Raw genomic sequence first — 18,082 nt, forward strand, 5'->3', positions numbered from 1 at the left:
CGTAGCAGTTGCCGAGCCTGCGAGGCTACGTCCGATTGCGCAGCGATCGTAAACGCTAAGTGCAAGATTGAACTGACAAACCGCGGTGCTTGATCTTACGACTGCTACGCAGCCGGACGTAGCCTCGCAAGCTCGGCAACTGCTACAGAATCGGTTAATTGAACATCACCAGTCGTATTTAACCTCCAGGGCTGCCGTGCGCTGTTGGCCGTAGTAGCAGCCAAAGCTGTAGTTACAGGACGACACGTACTCACGGTCAAATAGGTTTTGTACGTTCAGGCTGGTGCTAACGCCTTTAAAGCTGGGGTCGAGTGCCGCCAGGTCATAGCTCAACGTGGCGTCGTAGATCACAAATGACGGGGTTTTAAAGGTGTTGGCCGCGTCGCCATTGTTTTTACCGGTGTAACGCGCACCACCCCCCAAGGTCAGGCCATGCAGCGCCGCACCCGTGAAGTGGTAATCAGCCCAGACGCTTGCCGCCCATGGCGCTTGGGCCTGGCTACGATTGCCTTTGTCGCTGTAATTGGACTTGCTGTAAAAGGCGTCCAGATACGACAGCGAAGCGATCAGGTCGATAGCGTTGAAGCTGCTCTTGGCTTCAAGTTCAACCCCACGCGAGCTTATCTCGGCGTCCTGAACTTGATATTCCTGGTTCTGCAAGTCGCCAGTCAGCACGTTTTGTTGCTTGATATCGAAGACCGATGCTGTGAGTAACGTACTGTCATTCGGCTGGTATTTAACCCCCACCTCGTATTGCTTGCCGGTCACCGGCACAAACGCCTTGCCTCCGCGTTCCGGGGCCGTTGTGCCCACAGACGGCAAGAACGATTCGGTGTAGCTGATGTAGGGCGCCAAGCCGAACGAGGTGACATAGGTCAGACCCACGCGTCCGGTAAATTTGTTGTCGTTTTGCGCCACCCGCGAGTTGGCCAGCAAGTCATTGTTTTCAACCTTGGCCCAATCCTGGCGACCGCCAATGGTCAGGATAAAGTTGTCCAGCTTGATCTGGTCCTGCACATACAGACCGGTTTGCTTGACCAGGTTGTCCCATTTCGTGGTCAGGGTCGGCACACCCGTGGTGCGGTAGTTCGTTGGGTTGTACAGGTCGATGACTTCGCTGCCATACAGGTTGTAGCCCTGGTACTTACGGGTGAAATGCCGGTAGTCGAGCCCCACCAGTAAGGTGTGTTGCAACGACCCGGTAGCGAAGTCGCTTTGCAGGTGGTTATCGAAGGTGTACGAACTGTTTTGCTGACGCCAATCGAGCTTGGTCCGGCTGGCATGGGTGTCAGCGACTCCGCCTACTGTGACAAAGCGATTGAGGTAAAACCCCTTGTAGCGGTCATCGACGTCGATATAGCTCAAGCTTTGGCGGTAGGTCATGACGTCATTAAACGCCTGCGAAAACTGGTAACCGAGCACGTATTGGTCGCGCTTGTAGTCGTTCCATTTCGAGTCACCCAAGAACGCATCGCGATCAACCTTGTTGCCCTGAGCGTTGCGGTACAAGCTGCCCACGGCAGGCAGTGCCTGATAATCGGCCAGGCCATCATCGCGCTGCAATTGCGCGTAAACAGTCAGTTCCGTGCTGTCATTGGGCGCCCAGCGCACGCTTGGCGCCAGCAGCTTGCGTGAATCCTCGGTGTGATCCACTTGCTCGCTACCCGTGTTGCCGACCCCCAGCAGCCGGTAGCTCAGGGTTTTGGCATCATCCAGCGGCCCAGTGAAGTCGAAGGCCAGGTTGTAGCGATCAAAACTGCCGGTGCCGACCTTGATTTGATGCTTAGCATCGGTGCTGGGGCGCTTGGAGACCAGGTTGATCATGCCCCCCGGCTGATTTTGCCCATACAGCACCGAAGACGGGCCTTTGAGCACTTCGATGCGCTCCAAGGTGTACGGGTCGATTTGCGGCGCACCGCCCAGGCTGCCCGCCGAGGGCAAGTAGGCGCCATCGAGATAGAGCAAGGTGGGAGCAAATCCGCGGCTGGTGATCTCGTCAGCAATGGTGTTGCGATCTGTAAAGCCATTGGTGCTCAGGCCGGGCGTGTAACGCAATGCTTGGGTCAGGTCGCGGGCGCCCTGCACCTCCACTTGATCTGCCGTGACTACGTTGATGGTCTGCGGAATTTCCAGGATCGGCGTGTCAGTTTTGGTCGCGGTGGCCGAACGCGTGGCCACAAAGCCATCAACCGGGCCACGGCCTTCCTCCGCTTGATGCGCCGAAACCGTGGTCGCACCCAAATTCAATGCACCCGTTTCAACCAGCGGGTAAACACTCAATGCACCGTTGTCAATCACGCTCAAGCCTAGGCCACTGCCTACCAAAGCGCGCTCGGCGGCTTGCTGCGGGGTGAACATGCCGTGCACCGGTGCCGAGGTTTTGCCCTGCAGCAGTGCTGGCGAAATGGACAGGGTCAGGTTGCTGTCACGGGCAATTCGGCTCAGGGTTACGCCCATCGGGGCGGCTGGCAGATCATAGGCACGAGCGATGCCTTGTTCGGTGGTCACCGACGCGGCCACCGCACTCAACGGGTAGCCAGCAATGCTCAGGGTGATGGTCAGTGCCAGCAGGCACGGTCTTAGCGGGGCATACGACATGGGGGATCCTTTCTCGTTGTAGTGTTGGCAGTTGTAACCTTGACCAACGAGCAGAATTTTCCCCTCACACTCTGTGTAAATAGTTCTTATTGGCTGGTTTTTAACGACGAACATCAATGACCGTCAGCCACGGCCCATAGCGCGTGATCTTGATCGGCAGGGTTTGCGCCAGTGCACTCAAGGTGTGTGCGGTGTTATCCAGTGGGAACACCCCAAACACCCGGACCCGCGCCGCTTCAGGGCTAATACGCAACATGCCGGTCTGATAGGGGCGGAGCGCATCGACCAAGGCCGACAACGGTTCATCGTGCAATTCGACCCGACCTTCGAGCCAATCGGCCTGGCTGCGTGACGTCAGGGTTTGCGGATCAATCTGGTGGGTGGTGAACGACACGGCCTGACCGCTTTCAATCCGCCGTTGCAAACCGCCCAAGGTATCGAGTTGAACGCTGTGCTGTTGCACGCTGGCCAGGCTTTCGTCTGCGCCTTGGCGGACCATAAAGCGCGTGCCTAGGGCTTTGACCTGGCCTTGCGCGGTGGCGACGACAAACGGACGCTGGGCGTCGGCGGCGACATCGACCTGTAGTTCGCCTTCGCGCAGCCGAACGCGGCGCTGCCCGGCGCTGAACTCAATATCGACCGCGCTGCGAGCGTTGAGGGTCAGGCGGCTGCCATCCGCTAATTCAATGGTTTTGCGTTCGCCCGTGCCGGTGTGTTGATCGGCCATAAAACCCGCCAGAGGCGTAACGCGATCAACCACACCGGCAACGCCCAAACCGAGCAGCAACAACAACACGCCGCCTTGCAGTGTTTTTTTGCGTGAAGGCGACGTTGTTTCCAGCAGTGCCTTGCTAGCGGCTTGCAACTGCCCGGGGCTGCGTCGGTCAACCGACTGCAAATCGGCCAGCGGATTTTTCAGCAGCCCGGCAACGCGCTGCCAAGCGGCCATGTGCTCCGGGCTCTCGGCCAGCCAGGCTTTAAATACCTGCCGTTCGGAGGGGCACGCATGACCGGACTCCAGGCGCAATATCCAGTCGATGGCTGCGCGGGTGATGGGATCGACCTTGGTTTTGCTCATAAGGGCTCCGCCGTTTGAGACAAGCAATGAACAAAGGCGCGGCGTAAATCACGTTCCACCGTGGCCAGCGAGACACCTAACTGATCAGCGATGGCTTGTTGCGGCATGCCGTCGAGGCGATTCAGCAAAAAAGCCCGTTTTACCCGCTGTGGCAGGCCTTCGAGCACGCGGTCAATGGCGTCGATAGCTTCTCGCACCAAGGCAATGTCTTCAGCGGAGGGCGCATAGCCTTGCGGCAGATCGGCCAGTTGCTCCAGATAAGATTGTTCCAGTTTGCGTCGGCGCCACAGCGAACACAGCAAGCGTCGGGCCACGGTGCTGAGGTAGGCACGGGGCTCCTGAATACGGTCCAGTTGTTGCGCGTCGAAGGCACGTAAGAATGTGTCTTGAGTCAGATCGGCCGCATCCTGTGGGCAGCGCACCTGTCTTGACAGCCAGCCGCGCAGCCACGTGTGGTTATCGTGATACAGGCTTGCCAGCAGGGCTTTAGGATCCAGAGGAGACGACACGATAGATAACCAGACTCAAATAGCAATAAGTCGCATTATCGGCAGATCGGAAAGAATTGCAATGGTGATGTTTAGAACCAGCATCTTCAAAAAACCGACGGCTTCGTAGCAGTTGCGGAGCCTGCGAGGCAACTGCTACAGAAACGTCTATTAATCGTTAACGCCCGCCTCCCAAATCGAGGAAGGTCCCGGTCGTGTAGGACGCCTTGTCCGACAGCAGCCAGATGATGGCTTCGGCGACTTCTTCCGGGCGACCGCCTCGGCCCATGGGAATAATTGGCTCAAGCCTGCTGACGCGCACAGGATCGCCGCTCAGGGCATGAAAGTCAGTGAAGATGTAACCGGGGCGTACAGCGTTGACCCGGATGCCTTCACCTGCCAGTTCTTTTGACAAGCCCAGGGTGAACGTGTCGAGCGCGCCTTTGGAGGCGGCGTAGTCAACGTACTCACCCGGTGAACCCAGGCGCGCAGCAACCGATGAGACGTTGACGATATTGCCACCCTGCCCGCCGTAGCGCGGTGACATGCGCTGCACCGCATGTTTGGCACACAAGATAGGGCCCAGTACATTGGTTTTCAGGGTGTGCAAAATACGAATTTCCGACATTTCGTCGACCCGAGACTTTTGCCCCACCGTACCCGCGTTGTTGACCAACGCCGTGACCGGCCCCAACTCCATGTCAACCCTGGCGAACAGGCGGATGACTTCGTCTTCGTCGCTCACGTCAGCCTGCACGGCAATCGCTTGAGCGCCAAGGGCGCGGACTTCTTCCAAGACTTCGTGCGCCGATACGTCGTCAGACTGGTAGTTGATGCAAATCCGGTAGCCCTGTTGTGCAGCCAATAACGCCGTAGCCGCTCCGATGCCGCGCCCACCACCGGTGATCACGATGACTTTGTCCATAAATACGTGCTCCCACTCTCAGCGGTGTCAATGTGAGCGCCAGAGTAACCGCGATGGGAGGGGTTTGTCAGGCCGGTGTCGATTTGCTGCAAACGGGGTGCTCGGCACGTTGAATGTCGACCATAAACTGCTCGGCCGGCAACGGCTGCCCCAGTAGAAAGCCTTGCAAGGAATCACAGCCCAAGGTGGTCAAGAAACTTTGCTGGGTATCAGTCTCCACGCCTTCGGCCACGATCCGCAAACCCAATGCCTGGCCTAACGCCACAATCGCCGAGACAATCGCGGCATCATCGCTGTCATGCTCCAGGTCTCGTACGAATCCACGGTCGATTTTCAGCTCATTCGCCGGCAACCGCTTGAGGTACATCAGGCTTGAGTAGCCCGTACCAAAGTCATCGATGGACAGGTCAACGCCCATCTGCGACAGCTTTTGCAGCACGGTCATGCTCGCGTCAGCATCGCTCATGGCAGTGGTTTCAGTGATTTCCAGGGTCAGGCTGTTGGCCGGTAACTGGTGACGTTCTAACGCCGAGAGAACGCTGTCGACCAGCCCGGAATAGCAGAACTGCAATGACGACAAGTTGACCGCGATGCGCCAGTGGCTGTAGCCCTCGTCAAACCATACGCGCATTTGCCGGCACGCTTCGTTGAGCACCCATTCACCGATTGGGATGATCAGCCCGGTCTTTTCCGCCAATTCGATGAAGTTTTCCGGCATCAATAAACCTTGCTGCGGATGCTCCCAACGTAACAAGGCTTCGGCGCCTACAGGCTTGCCATTGCTGGCGTCAAATTTGGGCTGGTAGTGCAGCCGAAACTGCTTGTGCTCCAGTGCCTGACGCAGGTCTTGGAGCAATTGCAATTGTTTGCGGGCGTTGGTGTTCATCGAGACATCAAAGAAGCTATAGCTGTTTTTACCGCCGCCCTTGGCGTGGTACATCGCCGCGTCCGCGTTCATCAGCAGTTCTTCGGCGGTCTGGCCATTGCCGGGATACAACGCAATGCCGACGCTCGCAGAGATCTGTAGATCATGCTCCATCACCCGGAAGCCTTTAGACAGCAGCCTGACCTGACGCGCAGCAACTTGTGGCGCATCGTCTGGCTCGGTCAAGCGCACCAGCAGCACAAACTCATCGCCACCAATGCGCGCCAAGGTGTCCTGACTGCGCAACTGTTCGCGCAAACGCATGGCCACTTCGCGCAGTAATAAATCACCCAAATGGTGGCCAAAGGCATCGTTGACCGGCTTGAAACCATCTAGGTCAATAAACATCAACGAGAAACAACCGCCCTGCTCTGTGACTTTGCCGATGGCCTGCTCAATCCGGTCAGCCAGCAGGATGCGGTTAGGCAAACCGGTCAGGGTGTCGTGCAGGGCAAGTTTGGTGAGTTCTTCGTTGGCCAGAGTCAGTGAGTCCGCCAACGCCGCCGTACGGGCGTCTAGCCGCGCATCGAAAATAGAGGTCAGCAGGGCAATCACCAACACCGCTAAGCTGGACACCAGCACCAGATTGTCGAGACCTCTGCCACTCAAACCGGTTGCAATCGCGCCACAATAACTGCCGATCGGAAAACTCGCCGCGGCCATGCCGGTGTAGTGCATGCCGACAATCGCCAGGCCCATGATGACCGATGCCCCACCCCGTGCCAGGCGGACGTAAGGGGTTTGCTTGCGCAAGCGAAACGCTATCGACAGCGCGGCCGCCGACGCCCCGACGGCGATCACCAGCGACAGGCCAAACAGGGTCGGGTCGTAATCAATGCCCGGCTGCATGCGCAAGGCGGCCATGCCGCTGTAGTGCATGGCGCTGATCCCGGCGCCCATGATCAACGCGCCGAACAGCAATTGCAGCGCCGGCAAGCTCGATTGGCTGACCAGCCACAAAGCAAAACCGCAGGACAACACCGCCACCAGCAACGACCACAAGGTAAGCCCCACGTCGTAGCCCAGTTCTAGCGGCAACTCCAGCGCCAGCATCCCGATGAAGTGCATAGACCAGACGCCAAAGCCCATGGCCAAGGCTCCACCTGCCATCCACAGGTAGGCCGTACGACCTCGAGAAGTCGCGATTCGCCCAGTGAGGTCAAGAGCGGTATACGACGCCAGAATTGCGACGCAAAGAGAAATAAAAACCAACGCGGGAGAGTACGTTGCAGCAACCATGGGCCTTCTCTTGAGCGAATCCGAACAGCATCCATGCCCGGTAGAAAATGCGCGATTGTACTGCTTCCTCAGGCGAACGCACGCTAATGCGAATACCTGCCATCAATCAGGCCGTTTGGGTTCGGGTGTCGAGTCTGATTTTCTCGATATAACGCACCACAGCAGATGATTTTTCAAATCGACGATAGATCAAAGACAGCCAGGACGTGGCGTCACTGCCTTCAATTTTGCGGTACGCCACATTCGGCAGGCAGATATGCCCCACCACTGACGCCGGAACGACTGCCACGCCCTGATTCAAGGACACCAGCGCAATCACCGCCACCAGGCCGCCTGGCTGCGCCCCCAGTTTCGGCGCATAACCACCCTGTGCCGCTACCTGCAACGTGCCGCTGATTTGCTCGGGCAGAATGAACGTCTCGTGTTGCAAATGTTCGGCGTTGATGTGTTTGAGCCGCGTTAGCCAGCTATCGGCGGCCAACGCTAGGACAAAACCCTCACCATTAAGCCGAATGGCTTCAAGTTCCGGGGGCAGCGCCATTGGGCACCGCACGTAGCCAAGGTCGAAACGCCCTTCGGCTACCTGTGATGGCAAGCTGGCCATGGGCGCTTCACGCACGCTGAGGCAGACCTGCGGCGAGTTGTGCAAGTAGGCCTGTACCTGACGTTGCAACACGCCTGAATACACCGCCGAGGCCACGTAGCCCAATTCAATATGCCCGGTTTCACCGCGTCCGGCACGTTGCGCATGGCGCTGCGCACGCTCGAACTGACGTACCGTCGCGTCGGCCTCGGGCAGCAGCGCATGACCGGCCTCGGTCAGGCTGACCTGACGCTGCTCGCGCACAAACAGGCGTACCCCAAGGGCGTTTTCAAGGTCCTGAATTTGCCGGCTCAACGTGGGTGGTGCAATGCCCAGCACCTCGGCAGCGCGGGTGAAATTGCAGTGCTGTGCAACGGCCAGAAAGTAGCGAAAGTGACGTATATCCATAGCAGCGTTAGCTCAAAGGTAATGAACATCGGGCAGTCAGCTAACGCACCTCGGCCTACGCAGCGATACCCTGTCAGCACCGCCACACTAGAGACCTGCGAACATGTACGTCAACCCGATTAGTTACAAAGTAATAGCCTTTTCTGGCACAGGTCTGCACCGATGAAAACAGTCAGCCCGCGCCTGACCCTGCTCACCGCCAGCGGGGTGTGTTCACTAATCGTGCTCGACACCAATATTGTCGCGGTCACTCTGCCGACCATCGCCCGCGATCTGGGGGCCAATTTTGTCGACATCGAATGGGTCGTCAGCGCCTATATGCTGGCGTTTGCCGCCCTGCTGCTGCCCGCAGGGAGCATTGCCGACCGTATTGGGCGCAAAACCACACTGATCTGGGGGCTGTGTATTTTCATTCTCGCCTCACTCGGCTGCGGCGCTGCGCCCAACAGCCTACTGCTGGAAATCGCTAGGGCCGTTAAAGGGGTCGGCGCGGCATTGTTGCTGACCTCTGCGCTGGCCTCCATCGGGCATGCCTTTCATGACGAAGTCGAACGTGCCAAAGCCTGGGCTTTTTGGGGCGCATGCATGGGTGTGGCCATGACCGCCGCACCGACCTTGGGCGGGTTGATTACCGAATACCTGGGCTGGCGCTGGATTTTCTACCTCAACCTGCCGGTCGGTTTAGTGTTGCTGGCGCTGGTCCGGCATGCCATCAGCGAGTCTCGCGACCCGCAATCGGCACGGCTCGATCCGTGGGGCAGCCTGGCCTTCAGCGCCAGCTTGCTGTGCCTAATCTGGGGGTTGATCGAAGCCAACCGCATTGGCTGGGACAACCCACTGACCTACGCTCGCGTGTGCGGCGGTGTGTTGCTACTGGCGCTGTTTGTGTGGGTTGAATCGGTGCAACAACGGCCGATGATCGACCTGCAACTGTTTCGTCATCCGCGCTTTATCGGTGCCCTGCTAGGTATGTTTGCCTATGCCGGTTGCGCCCAAGTGATGATGACGCTGCTGCCGTTTTACCTGCAAAACGGCTTGGGTTTCAGCGCCATTGTTTCGGGGTTGGGCATGCTGCCCTTTGCCCTGACCATGTTGATATGCCCGCGCATCGGTGCTCGCCTAGCGTCGCGGTTCACTCCCGCGAGCATGATGGCCGCAGGTTTGACTCTAGTCGGTTGCGGCAACCTGTTAAGTGCCTTGGCGGTCGACCATGGCGACTACCTGAGCTTTGCCCTAGCCACGGCAGTAACGGGCGCGGGCGCCGGATTGCTGAATGGCGACACACAAAAAAACATCATGGCGTGCGTTCCGCGAGACCGCGTGGGCATGGCTTCCGGCATGAGCACCACCATGCGCTTTAGCGCCATCGTGCTGGCCATCGGCGTATATGGCGCGCTGCTGGGCGGCCACACCGAGCAGAATCTGCACGCAAGCCTTGCGCAAGACGCCAATCAATGGCTTGGGCAAAGCCACTTTATTGCCTCACGCGTGGTTGCCGGCGATATGCAGGGGGCGCTCAGTCAGTTGCCGCTGGCGGTGCAAACCCAAGTCCAGCCGCTGGCGACGCAGGCGTTTATGGCGGGTTTCAGCAGTCTGCTGTGGGTGGCCGGAGTTTTAGCATTACTGGGTGCGCTGCTGGTGGGAACGCTGATGCGAAAACCGATTCCGCAGTTCACTTAGGCGTTGCGCACGGTCAGCGATATCAGCATCTGCCAGCTTGCAGGCGCTGCAATTCACGGCGAACCATGCTTGCGTATTCAGCGGGGCGTAAGGTGTAGAGCTGCCCCGCCACCCAGGTCAGCCAAGCACCTTTCAATACGGGCTGTTGGGCAAACAATTCGGCAGCCTTGGCTTGGGCTTGCGCAAGGTGCTGCTGATGAAACTCGCTGCGCGTGAGTGTCACTCTTTGCTGGCCTTAAACGTGAGTTCACCCTTGCGCCATTTGGCAGCTTTGGTGGTCACTGCTTTCAAAGTTTTGCTCAAACCGCCTTCGAGTTGCTCGATGGCTGCAAACACCAGCATCACGGTTTGGCCTTCTTTGAAGACGATACCTTCGCCCAAAGGCGAACTGACGTAGGCATAGTCACCGATGCCATACACCGTCATTTTGATTTCGCGAAACTTGATATCCAGCTTGCCGCCTTCACGGCTAGGCATTACTGCGGCGCTGAAATGATCGCCAACCTTTAACTTCAGGCCTGGCTTGTCGTCTACCACCAACGCTGTTTCTGTGTCGATTTCAGCGATGTAAATACCTTCTGCCGTTTGTTCGGTGACATACACAAAGCGAGACTGGAACATCTTGACCAACCGCGCCCGCAAGTCACCTAACACAAATAATGCATGCATCTCCAAATTGCTGACTGCCAACGAAAAGTCCTCGGTATTAGAAAGTTAAACTGCCCGCCAAAAAACAGGCAGCAGAAAAAAAGCCTCAGCCACCTAGCTAAAAACCCGCGTGCGACAAGGTGACCTGACTGCTGGAGTCAGGGGTGGCAAGTGACATCGAGATAATGGATTCCCGCCTGAACTATCCCGGCAAACAAGCACCGGGGGCTTGAAAGAAAATAACCAAGGCCGTGTTCGCGTTGTTCGGCTTACACACAGTCGGGCGCGCTATTCTACCGACTCATCCCCAAGGATGGGTATACACATCCGCTGTTCAATTGGGTAAACATTTATTTTCTGCCTGATTGCGTCTGTATTCAACAAGGCTTTCGTCGCCCCGATGCGTTAACTGCGCCACGAGCGGCCAACTACTGCCATACTTGCGCAAAATTTGGCCTGGCCCATGCCGCCAGGTTGGCTGGACTTTATTACTTGCAAGGGATAGTGACACGTGACTGAATTTGATATTGGCGAGTATTTTATCCGCGGTGACTTCAAAGAAGTCGATGGAGAATTTCAGGCAGTGATCGTGATGCGGCCAAAACCACCCCTGACCAAGGTCACCTACCACCAAGTCGAAAAAGACCGGTGGTTCAAGACCTCCGAACTGGCAAAAATTGCCGGCATGGAGTCTGCCCTGGAATTGAAAGCAGCCGTCGACGCAGGCGCTCTTAACATTTGACGCGACTCGTCTCGTTTCCAATTGAGCTAGGCTGGTCTCGAACTCTTTACGCTCCAAAGCCTCAGATGGACAGACCCGGCCCATTTACTAAAGGAAATGAACATGGACGACACACCTATCAGCTTGCAAAGCCTGTTTGAACAATTGGGATTATCGTCTGACGAGGCTTCGATTACCGCCTTCATTGACTCCAACAGATTGCCTGAAGACGTGAAATTGGCCGATGCCGACATTTGGACAAAGGCTCAATCCCAGTTATTGAAAGAAAAACTACTAGCAGATGACAATTGGGCGATTGTTATCGACGAATTGAATGTCCGCCTGCATCAAGCACGCTGAGCATGCATTCGCACTGCTGAACGGTTGGCGCTTAGCTGCGCCAGCCAGACGGCACGACACTCCTCAGCGTCTACGCGACTGGAAAAAGCAGTGCCACGTTGCTCGCCATTTACCAGCACAACCCAGCAAGCCCTTTTGCCGATAGCACGCAAGCTTTCAGGGACACCGCTGCCGATCATTACTGCCACATCAACCTGATTGGTCATGATGCTGACTCCACGCATTTAGTTAGCCACCTAACGATGTTGGCTATCTTAGTGGCTAACTGCATGCGGAAAAAGCGATGCACCGCATAGCTGCGTTGCATTGCGTGTAACAATCCGCGTGTCCGTCTAGGCGAAAGCCGTCTCGTGTTGCTCATACACCAGGCGCCCACCTTCTTGGGGGCGGTTGAAAAAAGCCTGGTCTATCAAGCCCTCTCCCGCGCCAACCGCAGCGTTCCAATTTGCCGATTGATGGATGTAACGCTGGCGCAGCAGGCGCTCTTCTTGCGAAGTCAATGCAATGACACCTTCACGCACCTGAGCCTGAAGCCTAGCTTCAATGGGTTGCAGTTCGTCGGGTAAACCGGCATCAGCCTCAGTCAAGGCGGTGAACGGAACACCCTGCTCACACGCCAGGCGGTGCATGATGCGCAGGTAGACACGCGACAATTGGCCAAACATCCGACGTTGCATATAGACCGCCGCCTGTACGTGTTGCATCGGATCTTCGCGACTGCCCTCGCGACGTGCAGTGCTGCGCACTTCCAGCAGACGATTGGGATCGCTGGGGTCCAGCAGATCCTTGGCTTGCCACTGCGCAAGCTCAGCGGTCGCGCTTTGCCAAGCGTGGGTCAGAATGAGCGGCGTGGAAGGTTTGACCCGATTGGTTTGCCAGCGAGTCAACAACACTTGCTCGCTCATTTGCCCCGGGTACCCACCGCCTACGTCGGCATGTGCGCCGGGCACTGCGACCTCCATTGGCCACTGCGGGGCGATGCGGCTCAATGAGTAATTGCGCCGCTGCTCGTCGCGCGCTGTCAGATGCACGACGTGTTGTGCGCTGTCAGGGCTGAGATACAGATTCAAACCGGGGTTGATGTCATCGCTGATGTCGCCCAAGTCTGCCACTCCCCCCATGGCGGCGACGGTGTCTAACAAGCCGATAAAATCGATCACGCATTCAAAATCAGGCGCCAGCGCAAATTGCGATTTAAAAGAGCTGTTATTGATCCGATTAGCGAAGTGACGGGCCGCCGCCGCACCGCGGCTGAAACCAAAAATATCCAGTTGCAAACGGCAGATGGACGATGGCGCCACACCTTGTAAAAAATGCGTCAGACACTCCAAGAGTTGGGCGTAGGCCTGTTCTGCCTTGCCCAGCACCCCGCTGCTACCACGCCCGTAAGTCTGCGCTGGAAAGCGCGTATCAGCGCCACCCGTCGTCGTGCCGATACCACTGATGTAGAGCGACGTGACAGCGTTGCCATCAGCATCGAACGCCTGCTGCGCAGGGTAATGCTGATGCAGTACAGCGATATTGGTCATGACGTTGGCGTAGCTGCTGTCAGCCTCCACCCTCAGGCCGCGTGCTAGCCGCGCCTGTCCCGCTGCGCTGTTGAATTGATTATTGGCCGTTCCATCAATGAAAACACCAACGCGCAACACGTGTCCTGTGTTGCTTGAATCACCCATGAATTTCACCCTTGATCAAATCGGCCACGCAAAAAAAAGCCGCGTAACTATAAGGGTGCTCATACGAGGTCACCAACTCAACGCTGGCAATGTGTAAGACGGGGTTTTACAACGAGGGAGATGGCAGCAAGGCGAACGCTTGCAGGGGCCAACAGCACCGGGACCGCTTGGCGCGGCCCCGGCAAGGTCAAACGATTAGGCTTGACGCTGATGCTTGTCGATTTGCTCGTGACGCTCTTGAGCTTCGATGCAGTACTTGGTGGTCGGACTGATCAGCAGGCGCTTAAGGCCAATCGCATCACCGCTGTCATCACACCAGCCAAAGTTGTCTTCTCTGATGCGATCCAGCGCTTGTTCCAATTGAGGCAGCATGCGTTGATCACGATCGATGGAGTTCACCAGCCAAGTGCGCTCTTCTTCAACCGAAGCGGCGTCCGCAGGGTCAGCCGGAGTGTCCAGACTTTCGATCGCAACGCGGTTTTGCTCAATACGTTCGTGGGTCTCAACCTTCATGTTTTGCAACAGCTCAGTGAAAAAAGCCAGTTGCTCGGCATTCATGTAGTCATCCGCCGGCATGGCCAGCAACTTATCCTTTGTCATTGATTTCTCTATAAAAAATACGTGCATTAAGGCGAATTAGGGAGCGTTCTGACCGATCTTCATCCAAACCAGTTAGGTGCCATCTATTTCAAGCGCCACCCGGCACTCAATTTACGAGGGGCGGCAGTCTAAGGCCGACTTATCGAGTCAGCAACTGAAATGACAGCTATTTGTCCAGCAAAACATGGAAAAAGACGAAAAGCAGCCTTCTCAGGCGTCAGTGGAGTGCGTTTATAGCAAGAAATTCAATGGCGCAGCTGAAATATCGATTCAGCGAACAGGCCCTTAGATGGCTGGCCAGGATTTTTTAAACGCCTACGCTATAGACTGCATTCGCCAAGCTGTGACCTGCCCTGCAAGCGCCATCCTAAGGACGCACTGATGTCAGCCACCGATCAACCTGCCCAAACGCCCGGAAGCGAACAAGCCAGTCCACCGGACAATGCCGGGCAGCTGTTGCAACTTATTACCGAGGAGTACGAGAGCCTGCCGCGCCAGCTCAAGCGTATTGCGGGTTATATAAGCCAACAAAGTGACCGGATCATGGTTGATCGAATCAGTGATATCGCCCGCGAGTGTGAGGTGCACCCGTCAGCCATCGTGCGTTTTTCGCAACGTTTTGGCTTCAGCGGTTTCAGTGAAATGCAGGCGCTGTTTCGCGAGGCGTACACCCACAAGGCAACCCCGGTCCAGAACTATCAGCAACGTGTTCGCAGCATGATTGCCGACAAATCGCAAAAAGCCAGCAGCGGCGACCTAGCCCGCGAATGCATCAATGCCACACTGTCAGGTATTGAGCGGCTGGGACTGGAACTCGACGAGCAGGCCTTCGAGAAAGCCGTGGACCTGGTGGTCAACGCCGATAACATCTACGTGGTCGGTGTGCGCCGGTCTTTCGCGGTCGCCGATTACCTGGTGTACAACCTGCAGCACACCCACAAGCGGATTCACATGGTTTCGGGGCTAGGCGGCAGTTACCGCGAACAAATGCGCAGCGTTCGCGCCAACGACTTGGTAATTGCGATCAGCTTTACCCCGTATGGCAAAGAAACCCAGCATTGCTTGCGCCTCGCCCAGTTACATCAGGCTAAAACCCTAATCATCACCGACAGCACTCTGTCGCCGTTGGCTAAAAAAGCCAACACGGTATTGCTGGTGAATGAAGGCAGTTCGTTTGCGTTCCGCTCTTTGAGCGCAACCTTGTGCCTGTGTCAGGCATTGTTTATAGCCGTGGCAAATCGGTTGAAACTAAAAGTGGACGACATACACGAACAAGTCGGTTTTGACGATTAGCCCCAATCGTTGAGCCCTCACCAGTTCGTCACAAAAAATACGTCGCTTTATTACGCTGATGTCCAAATCGGTAAGAATTCGCATCGGTAAACGTGAGCTTCAAGCCCTGTTTATGTGCGATTTAGCGGCAACAGGACTCCCGCTGCCTATTCTGAAAAGTCCCACGAATTTCTGCGTAAATCTTATCTTCACTTACGCTCTGCCTGACAATACTGCGCGGTTTACGCACTCTACAATTGCTCGCACAAATCCCAGATCCCAAGCCAAGTAAATAATCGATATGTCACTGCTTGTATCACTGCGCAAATACTGCTGAACCCAGTTGTCTGCATCGCAAGATATTCAATAGGCTTTCTATAGGGGCACGACGTGATGAGTTATTCCTTGTTTGCTAGTAATAAGCCGATGCTTGAGCAAAGCCCTTCAGTCGCAGCTCCCGCGGATGATTACGACCGTGAAGCGTGCTTTCCAGAATTGGGCCGGTTGATCAGGCTGCGCGATGCACTGCTGTTGCTTAAGGTGCCATTGGCCAACAGTGGCGGCTTGCGCAAGCCCATTGAACACCGCCTGTTGAGCGATGACGTTTATGAACGCGTACTGGGTAAACTCACTGCGGGCCTGACGGACACGACGGAGGCACTTGCACAAGCTCACTCATCAACGACTGCACAGCCTTTAAGATCAAATTAAATGCAGTTAAACATCATTATTATGAATTTGCAGACTGTTTAGGAGCTGGGCACACTGCGCACGTTCCTCCCCCAATGAAGGAACACTTTCAAGGGCTTGCCGGGAAACCCGCATAGCCCTTTTTTTATCTTTTTGTTACCCAATACCGGATTCTCCCACCATGCAAAACCGCTGGATCACCCGCCTGTTACCTGCGGCCACAAATACCCGCCCCACAGAATGGAGTCGTGCCGCGATTGGCGTATCACTAGGTACACTGCTCTGCGTCTGGGTGTGCAGTGTGTTCTTTGGCCTGCCCGTGGCCATGCATTTAATTGGCCCTTTGGGGGCATCGGCCATTTTGCTGTTTGCCGTGTCGTCGGGCGCGCTGGCGCAACCTTGGTCAATTGTCGGCAGCTATCTTTGCGCAACGGTGGTGTCATTGAGCGTGGTGCACTTTTTGGGGCGCAATCTGGACAGCGCGTGTCTGGCCGTAGGTTTGACACTGCTGGTCATGTGCCTGCTGCGCTGTCTCCATCCGCCAGCCGGTGCGCTGGCCTTGCTGGTGGTACTGGCTGATCCGGACAGCGCTCGTTTGGGCTGGGGCATGCTCGCCCCCGTGATGCTCAGCGCTGTGTGCATGTTGCTGAGCGCCTTGGCTTACAACAACCTGACACGGGTGCGTTACCCGAAAAAAACCGCCGAACCGATCCCGGCGATAGTGGAACCACACGTCGCTGGCGACCCAGCAATTACTGCCGAAGACCTGCAAAAAGCCCTTGAGCAAATGGACGCGTTTATAGACGTCACTCCCGAAGACCTCGAAGCCCTAGTGCGTGCCAGTGAGCGCAACGCACGTCGACGCAGCGTCGGTGAGGTATTCGACCAAACCAGTTAACGCCCCATCACAACGCCGCACGGCAGATCCTGCTAGGGTTATTTCTGCAGGGTCCGGGCGGCCGCTGTTGCACTGCACTTGATCGTCCGGATGCACAGAGCACTTGCTATACGTGAGCAAGTGTCCTGAGTCCAGTCAACTGACCGTGATCAAGGCTCGCAATGCTCAAAACCATAGAATCTGAAATTTCAAAATATGCCGCCCCCCCTGCGCTGCAAGCTGAATTTGCTCAACATGATTTTGAAAAACTGCGCAATTTTTGCCGTTTGATCTACGCGGCGAGCATTTTCATCTGGCTGTTATTTGACTTAATCATTAGCACCAAGGGAGGTCAGGGTTTCACCGGCCTGTCCATGCTATTTATTGCCACGATGGCGACGATCACCATCATCCTAGGTTTTATCCGCAATCACCGGCACTTCGATGTGCTGAACGTTATTTTCGTCATCGTGATTACCTTGGGCATCCGTCTGATCATCATGGGGTTGCCTCAGGACTGGCAACCGGTCTGGCTGGTACTGGCCACCGCCAGCATTCTCTTTAGCGCTTCGATCTTACCGCTGAGTCGCTGGGCATTTCTCGCCAGTGCAGTTATTGCTGGGCTCATGCTTAACCCCTTTGTGCTGACCTTCGTCTCGGTCCTGGACCTGCGGGGGACCATGATCCTGAGCTATTACGCCTTTCTTAGCAGTTTGACGATTTACAGCTTTTTTAAATTGCGCCGGATCAAGCTCTACAACTACACCATGTCCAAGCTACTGGTGAACCAGGCCTACATCGACGCGTTGACCGAGATTCCTAATCGACGGTCTTTCATGGCCCGAGCGGGAAACGTATTACGCGCTCAGCCTCGCAAATATGACCATTACCTGGCGATGATCGACATCGACAACTTCAAAAAAGTTAACGACCTATTCGGGCATGACATTGGCGATGAAGTGCTTAAGCGCACTGCGTCCAGTATCAAGGCCGTGATGGCTGACTATGAGTACGCGCGTTTGGGCGGCGAGGAGTTTGCGGTGTATTTGTCGGGGGTACGTCACGCCGACGTCGAGGTGTTGATGGACATGCTCTGTTGTCGGGTACGGGAAGACCCGCATGAACACCCTGTGACCATCAGTATTGGTCTGGCGCGGGTTGAGGGCCATGACACGTTGAATCAGGCGCTGGCGAATGCGGACAAGGCCTTATATAGGGCCAAGAACAGTGGCAAGGACAGGTTTGCGTTTTATACGGAGGATATGGGTTGAGGGACTCGCTGTAAGAGCGAAACGGATATGCCGGTTACACGCC

18 protein-coding genes are annotated in these 18,082 nt (G+C 56.3%); 7 read left to right on the forward strand and 11 right to left on the reverse strand.

What is annotated here, in order from left to right; all coding sequences use genetic code 11:
• Positions 1-165: 165 nt before the first annotated feature.
• The 6 genes from B347_RS0102580 to B347_RS0102605 all read right to left on the reverse strand — a co-directional run bounded on the left by B347_RS0102580 (position 166) and on the right by B347_RS0102605 (position 8,244).
• Positions 166-2,598 (reverse strand): TonB-dependent siderophore receptor, encoded by a 2,433-nt coding sequence (locus B347_RS0102580; protein ID WP_019408148.1) that lies wholly within the window; start codon positions 2,596-2,598, stop codon positions 166-168.
• 100 nt (positions 2,599-2,698) lie between these two features.
• Entirely contained in the window at positions 2,699-3,676 is a 978-nt protein-coding gene (locus tag B347_RS0102585) for a FecR family protein (protein ID WP_019408149.1), read from the reverse strand.
• Positions 3,673-4,173: a sigma-70 family RNA polymerase sigma factor gene (locus B347_RS0102590; RefSeq protein WP_026013946.1), complete on the reverse strand. Its 501-nt coding sequence runs from the start codon at positions 4,171-4,173 to the stop codon at positions 3,673-3,675. The genes B347_RS0102585 and B347_RS0102590 overlap by 4 nt, the downstream gene beginning before the upstream one ends.
• Before the next feature lie 169 nt (positions 4,174-4,342).
• A complete protein-coding gene (locus B347_RS0102595) occupies positions 4,343-5,089 on the reverse strand; it encodes an SDR family oxidoreductase (protein WP_019408151.1) in 747 nt (248 codons plus the stop codon).
• A 67-nt stretch (positions 5,090-5,156) separates the two neighbouring features.
• Positions 5,157-7,253: a putative bifunctional diguanylate cyclase/phosphodiesterase gene (locus B347_RS0102600; protein WP_026013947.1), complete on the reverse strand. Its 2,097-nt coding sequence runs from the start codon at positions 7,251-7,253 to the stop codon at positions 5,157-5,159.
• A 106-nt stretch (positions 7,254-7,359) separates the two neighbouring features.
• On the reverse strand, positions 7,360-8,244 hold the full coding sequence (locus tag B347_RS0102605) for a LysR family transcriptional regulator (RefSeq protein ID WP_019408153.1): 885 nt from the start codon (positions 8,242-8,244) through the stop codon (positions 7,360-7,362).
• 162 nt (positions 8,245-8,406) lie between these two features.
• Between B347_RS0102605 and B347_RS0102610 the strand changes: the two genes are divergently transcribed.
• On the forward strand, positions 8,407-9,924 hold the full coding sequence (locus tag B347_RS0102610) for an MFS transporter (protein WP_019408154.1): 1,518 nt from the start codon (positions 8,407-8,409) through the stop codon (positions 9,922-9,924).
• A 22-nt stretch (positions 9,925-9,946) separates the two neighbouring features.
• On the opposite strand, the gene B347_RS0102615 is transcribed toward B347_RS0102610, so the two are convergent.
• Both B347_RS0102615 and B347_RS0102620 read right to left on the reverse strand, forming a co-directional pair.
• Positions 9,947-10,147 carry a hypothetical protein gene (locus B347_RS0102615; protein ID WP_019408155.1) on the reverse strand — a complete coding sequence of 67 codons (201 nt, stop codon included), beginning with the start codon at positions 10,145-10,147 and terminating at the stop codon, positions 9,947-9,949.
• Positions 10,144-10,614: a hypothetical protein gene (locus tag B347_RS0102620; RefSeq protein WP_026013948.1), complete on the reverse strand. Its 471-nt coding sequence runs from the start codon at positions 10,612-10,614 to the stop codon at positions 10,144-10,146. The genes B347_RS0102615 and B347_RS0102620 overlap by 4 nt, the downstream gene beginning before the upstream one ends.
• A gap of 469 nt (positions 10,615-11,083) precedes the next feature.
• Between B347_RS0102620 and B347_RS0102625 the strand changes: the two genes are divergently transcribed.
• Complete coding sequence (locus tag B347_RS0102625) at positions 11,084-11,314, forward strand: hypothetical protein (RefSeq protein ID WP_019408157.1); 231 nt, start codon at positions 11,084-11,086, stop codon at positions 11,312-11,314.
• Between the two features lie 102 nt (positions 11,315-11,416).
• Positions 11,417-11,653, forward strand: a complete 237-nt coding sequence (locus tag B347_RS0102630; protein ID WP_019408158.1) for a DUF2789 family protein — start codon at positions 11,417-11,419, stop codon at positions 11,651-11,653.
• On the opposite strand, the gene B347_RS0102635 is transcribed toward B347_RS0102630, so the two are convergent.
• The 3 genes from B347_RS0102635 to B347_RS0102645 form a co-directional block, all read right to left on the reverse strand.
• Positions 11,641-11,859, reverse strand: a complete 219-nt coding sequence (locus B347_RS0102635; RefSeq protein WP_019408159.1) for a hypothetical protein — start codon at positions 11,857-11,859, stop codon at positions 11,641-11,643. The genes B347_RS0102630 and B347_RS0102635 overlap by 13 nt on opposite strands.
• A gap of 126 nt (positions 11,860-11,985) precedes the next feature.
• Positions 11,986-13,329 carry a T6SS phospholipase effector Tle1-like catalytic domain-containing protein gene (locus B347_RS0102640; protein ID WP_019408160.1) on the reverse strand — a complete coding sequence of 448 codons (1,344 nt, stop codon included), beginning with the start codon at positions 13,327-13,329 and terminating at the stop codon, positions 11,986-11,988.
• 195 nt (positions 13,330-13,524) lie between these two features.
• Positions 13,525-13,929, reverse strand: a complete 405-nt coding sequence (locus B347_RS0102645; RefSeq protein WP_019408161.1) for a TraR/DksA family transcriptional regulator — start codon at positions 13,927-13,929, stop codon at positions 13,525-13,527.
• Between the two features lie 381 nt (positions 13,930-14,310).
• On the opposite strand from B347_RS0102645, the gene B347_RS0102650 reads away from it, so the two are divergent.
• The 4 genes from B347_RS0102650 (at position 14,311) to B347_RS0102665 (ending at position 18,039) form a co-directional block, all read left to right on the forward strand.
• Positions 14,311-15,222 carry a MurR/RpiR family transcriptional regulator gene (locus B347_RS0102650; RefSeq protein ID WP_019408162.1) on the forward strand — a complete coding sequence of 304 codons (912 nt, stop codon included), beginning with the start codon at positions 14,311-14,313 and terminating at the stop codon, positions 15,220-15,222.
• A gap of 372 nt (positions 15,223-15,594) precedes the next feature.
• Positions 15,595-15,912 (forward strand): hypothetical protein, encoded by a 318-nt coding sequence (locus B347_RS24580; RefSeq protein WP_019408163.1) that lies wholly within the window; start codon positions 15,595-15,597, stop codon positions 15,910-15,912.
• Positions 15,913-16,072: 160 nt separating this feature from the next.
• Positions 16,073-16,789 (forward strand): HPP family protein, encoded by a 717-nt coding sequence (locus B347_RS0102660; protein WP_019408164.1) that lies wholly within the window; start codon positions 16,073-16,075, stop codon positions 16,787-16,789.
• Positions 16,790-16,950: 161 nt separating this feature from the next.
• Positions 16,951-18,039 (forward strand): GGDEF domain-containing protein, encoded by a 1,089-nt coding sequence (locus tag B347_RS0102665; RefSeq protein ID WP_019408165.1) that lies wholly within the window; start codon positions 16,951-16,953, stop codon positions 18,037-18,039.
• The last annotated feature ends 43 nt before the right edge of the window (positions 18,040-18,082 follow it).

It is taken from the genome of Pseudomonas psychrophila HA-4, from assembly GCF_000282975.1.
Lineage (GTDB): Bacteria > Pseudomonadota > Gammaproteobacteria > Pseudomonadales > Pseudomonadaceae > Aquipseudomonas > Aquipseudomonas psychrophila_A.

What these genes read in the sequence shown, in the direction of transcription:
- B347_RS0102650 (WP_019408162.1), top strand. Translation starts at nt 14,311, where the DNA reads ATGTCAGCCACCGATCAACCTGCCCAAACGCCCGGAAGCGAACAAGCC.
- B347_RS0102635 (WP_019408159.1), bottom strand. Translation starts at nt 11,859, where the DNA reads ATGACCAATCAGGTTGATGTGGCAGTAATGATCGGCAGCGGTGTCCCT.
- B347_RS0102610 (WP_019408154.1), top strand. Translation starts at nt 8,407, where the DNA reads ATGAAAACAGTCAGCCCGCGCCTGACCCTGCTCACCGCCAGCGGGGTG.
- B347_RS0102640 (WP_019408160.1), bottom strand. Translation starts at nt 13,329, where the DNA reads ATGGGTGATTCAAGCAACACAGGACACGTGTTGCGCGTTGGTGTTTTC.
- B347_RS24580 (WP_019408163.1), top strand. Translation starts at nt 15,595, where the DNA reads ATGAGTTATTCCTTGTTTGCTAGTAATAAGCCGATGCTTGAGCAAAGC.
- B347_RS0102630 (WP_019408158.1), top strand. Translation starts at nt 11,417, where the DNA reads ATGGACGACACACCTATCAGCTTGCAAAGCCTGTTTGAACAATTGGGA.
- B347_RS0102645 (WP_019408161.1), bottom strand. Translation starts at nt 13,929, where the DNA reads ATGACAAAGGATAAGTTGCTGGCCATGCCGGCGGATGACTACATGAAT.
- B347_RS0102580 (WP_019408148.1), bottom strand. Translation starts at nt 2,598, where the DNA reads ATGTCGTATGCCCCGCTAAGACCGTGCCTGCTGGCACTGACCATCACC.
- B347_RS0102595 (WP_019408151.1), bottom strand. Translation starts at nt 5,089, where the DNA reads ATGGACAAAGTCATCGTGATCACCGGTGGTGGGCGCGGCATCGGAGCG.
- B347_RS0102605 (WP_019408153.1), bottom strand. Translation starts at nt 8,244, where the DNA reads ATGGATATACGTCACTTTCGCTACTTTCTGGCCGTTGCACAGCACTGC.
- B347_RS0102585 (WP_019408149.1), bottom strand. Translation starts at nt 3,676, where the DNA reads ATGAGCAAAACCAAGGTCGATCCCATCACCCGCGCAGCCATCGACTGG.
- B347_RS0102660 (WP_019408164.1), top strand. Translation starts at nt 16,073, where the DNA reads ATGCAAAACCGCTGGATCACCCGCCTGTTACCTGCGGCCACAAATACC.
- B347_RS0102665 (WP_019408165.1), top strand. Translation starts at nt 16,951, where the DNA reads ATGCTCAAAACCATAGAATCTGAAATTTCAAAATATGCCGCCCCCCCT.
- B347_RS0102600 (WP_026013947.1), bottom strand. Translation starts at nt 7,253, where the DNA reads ATGGTTGCTGCAACGTACTCTCCCGCGTTGGTTTTTATTTCTCTTTGC.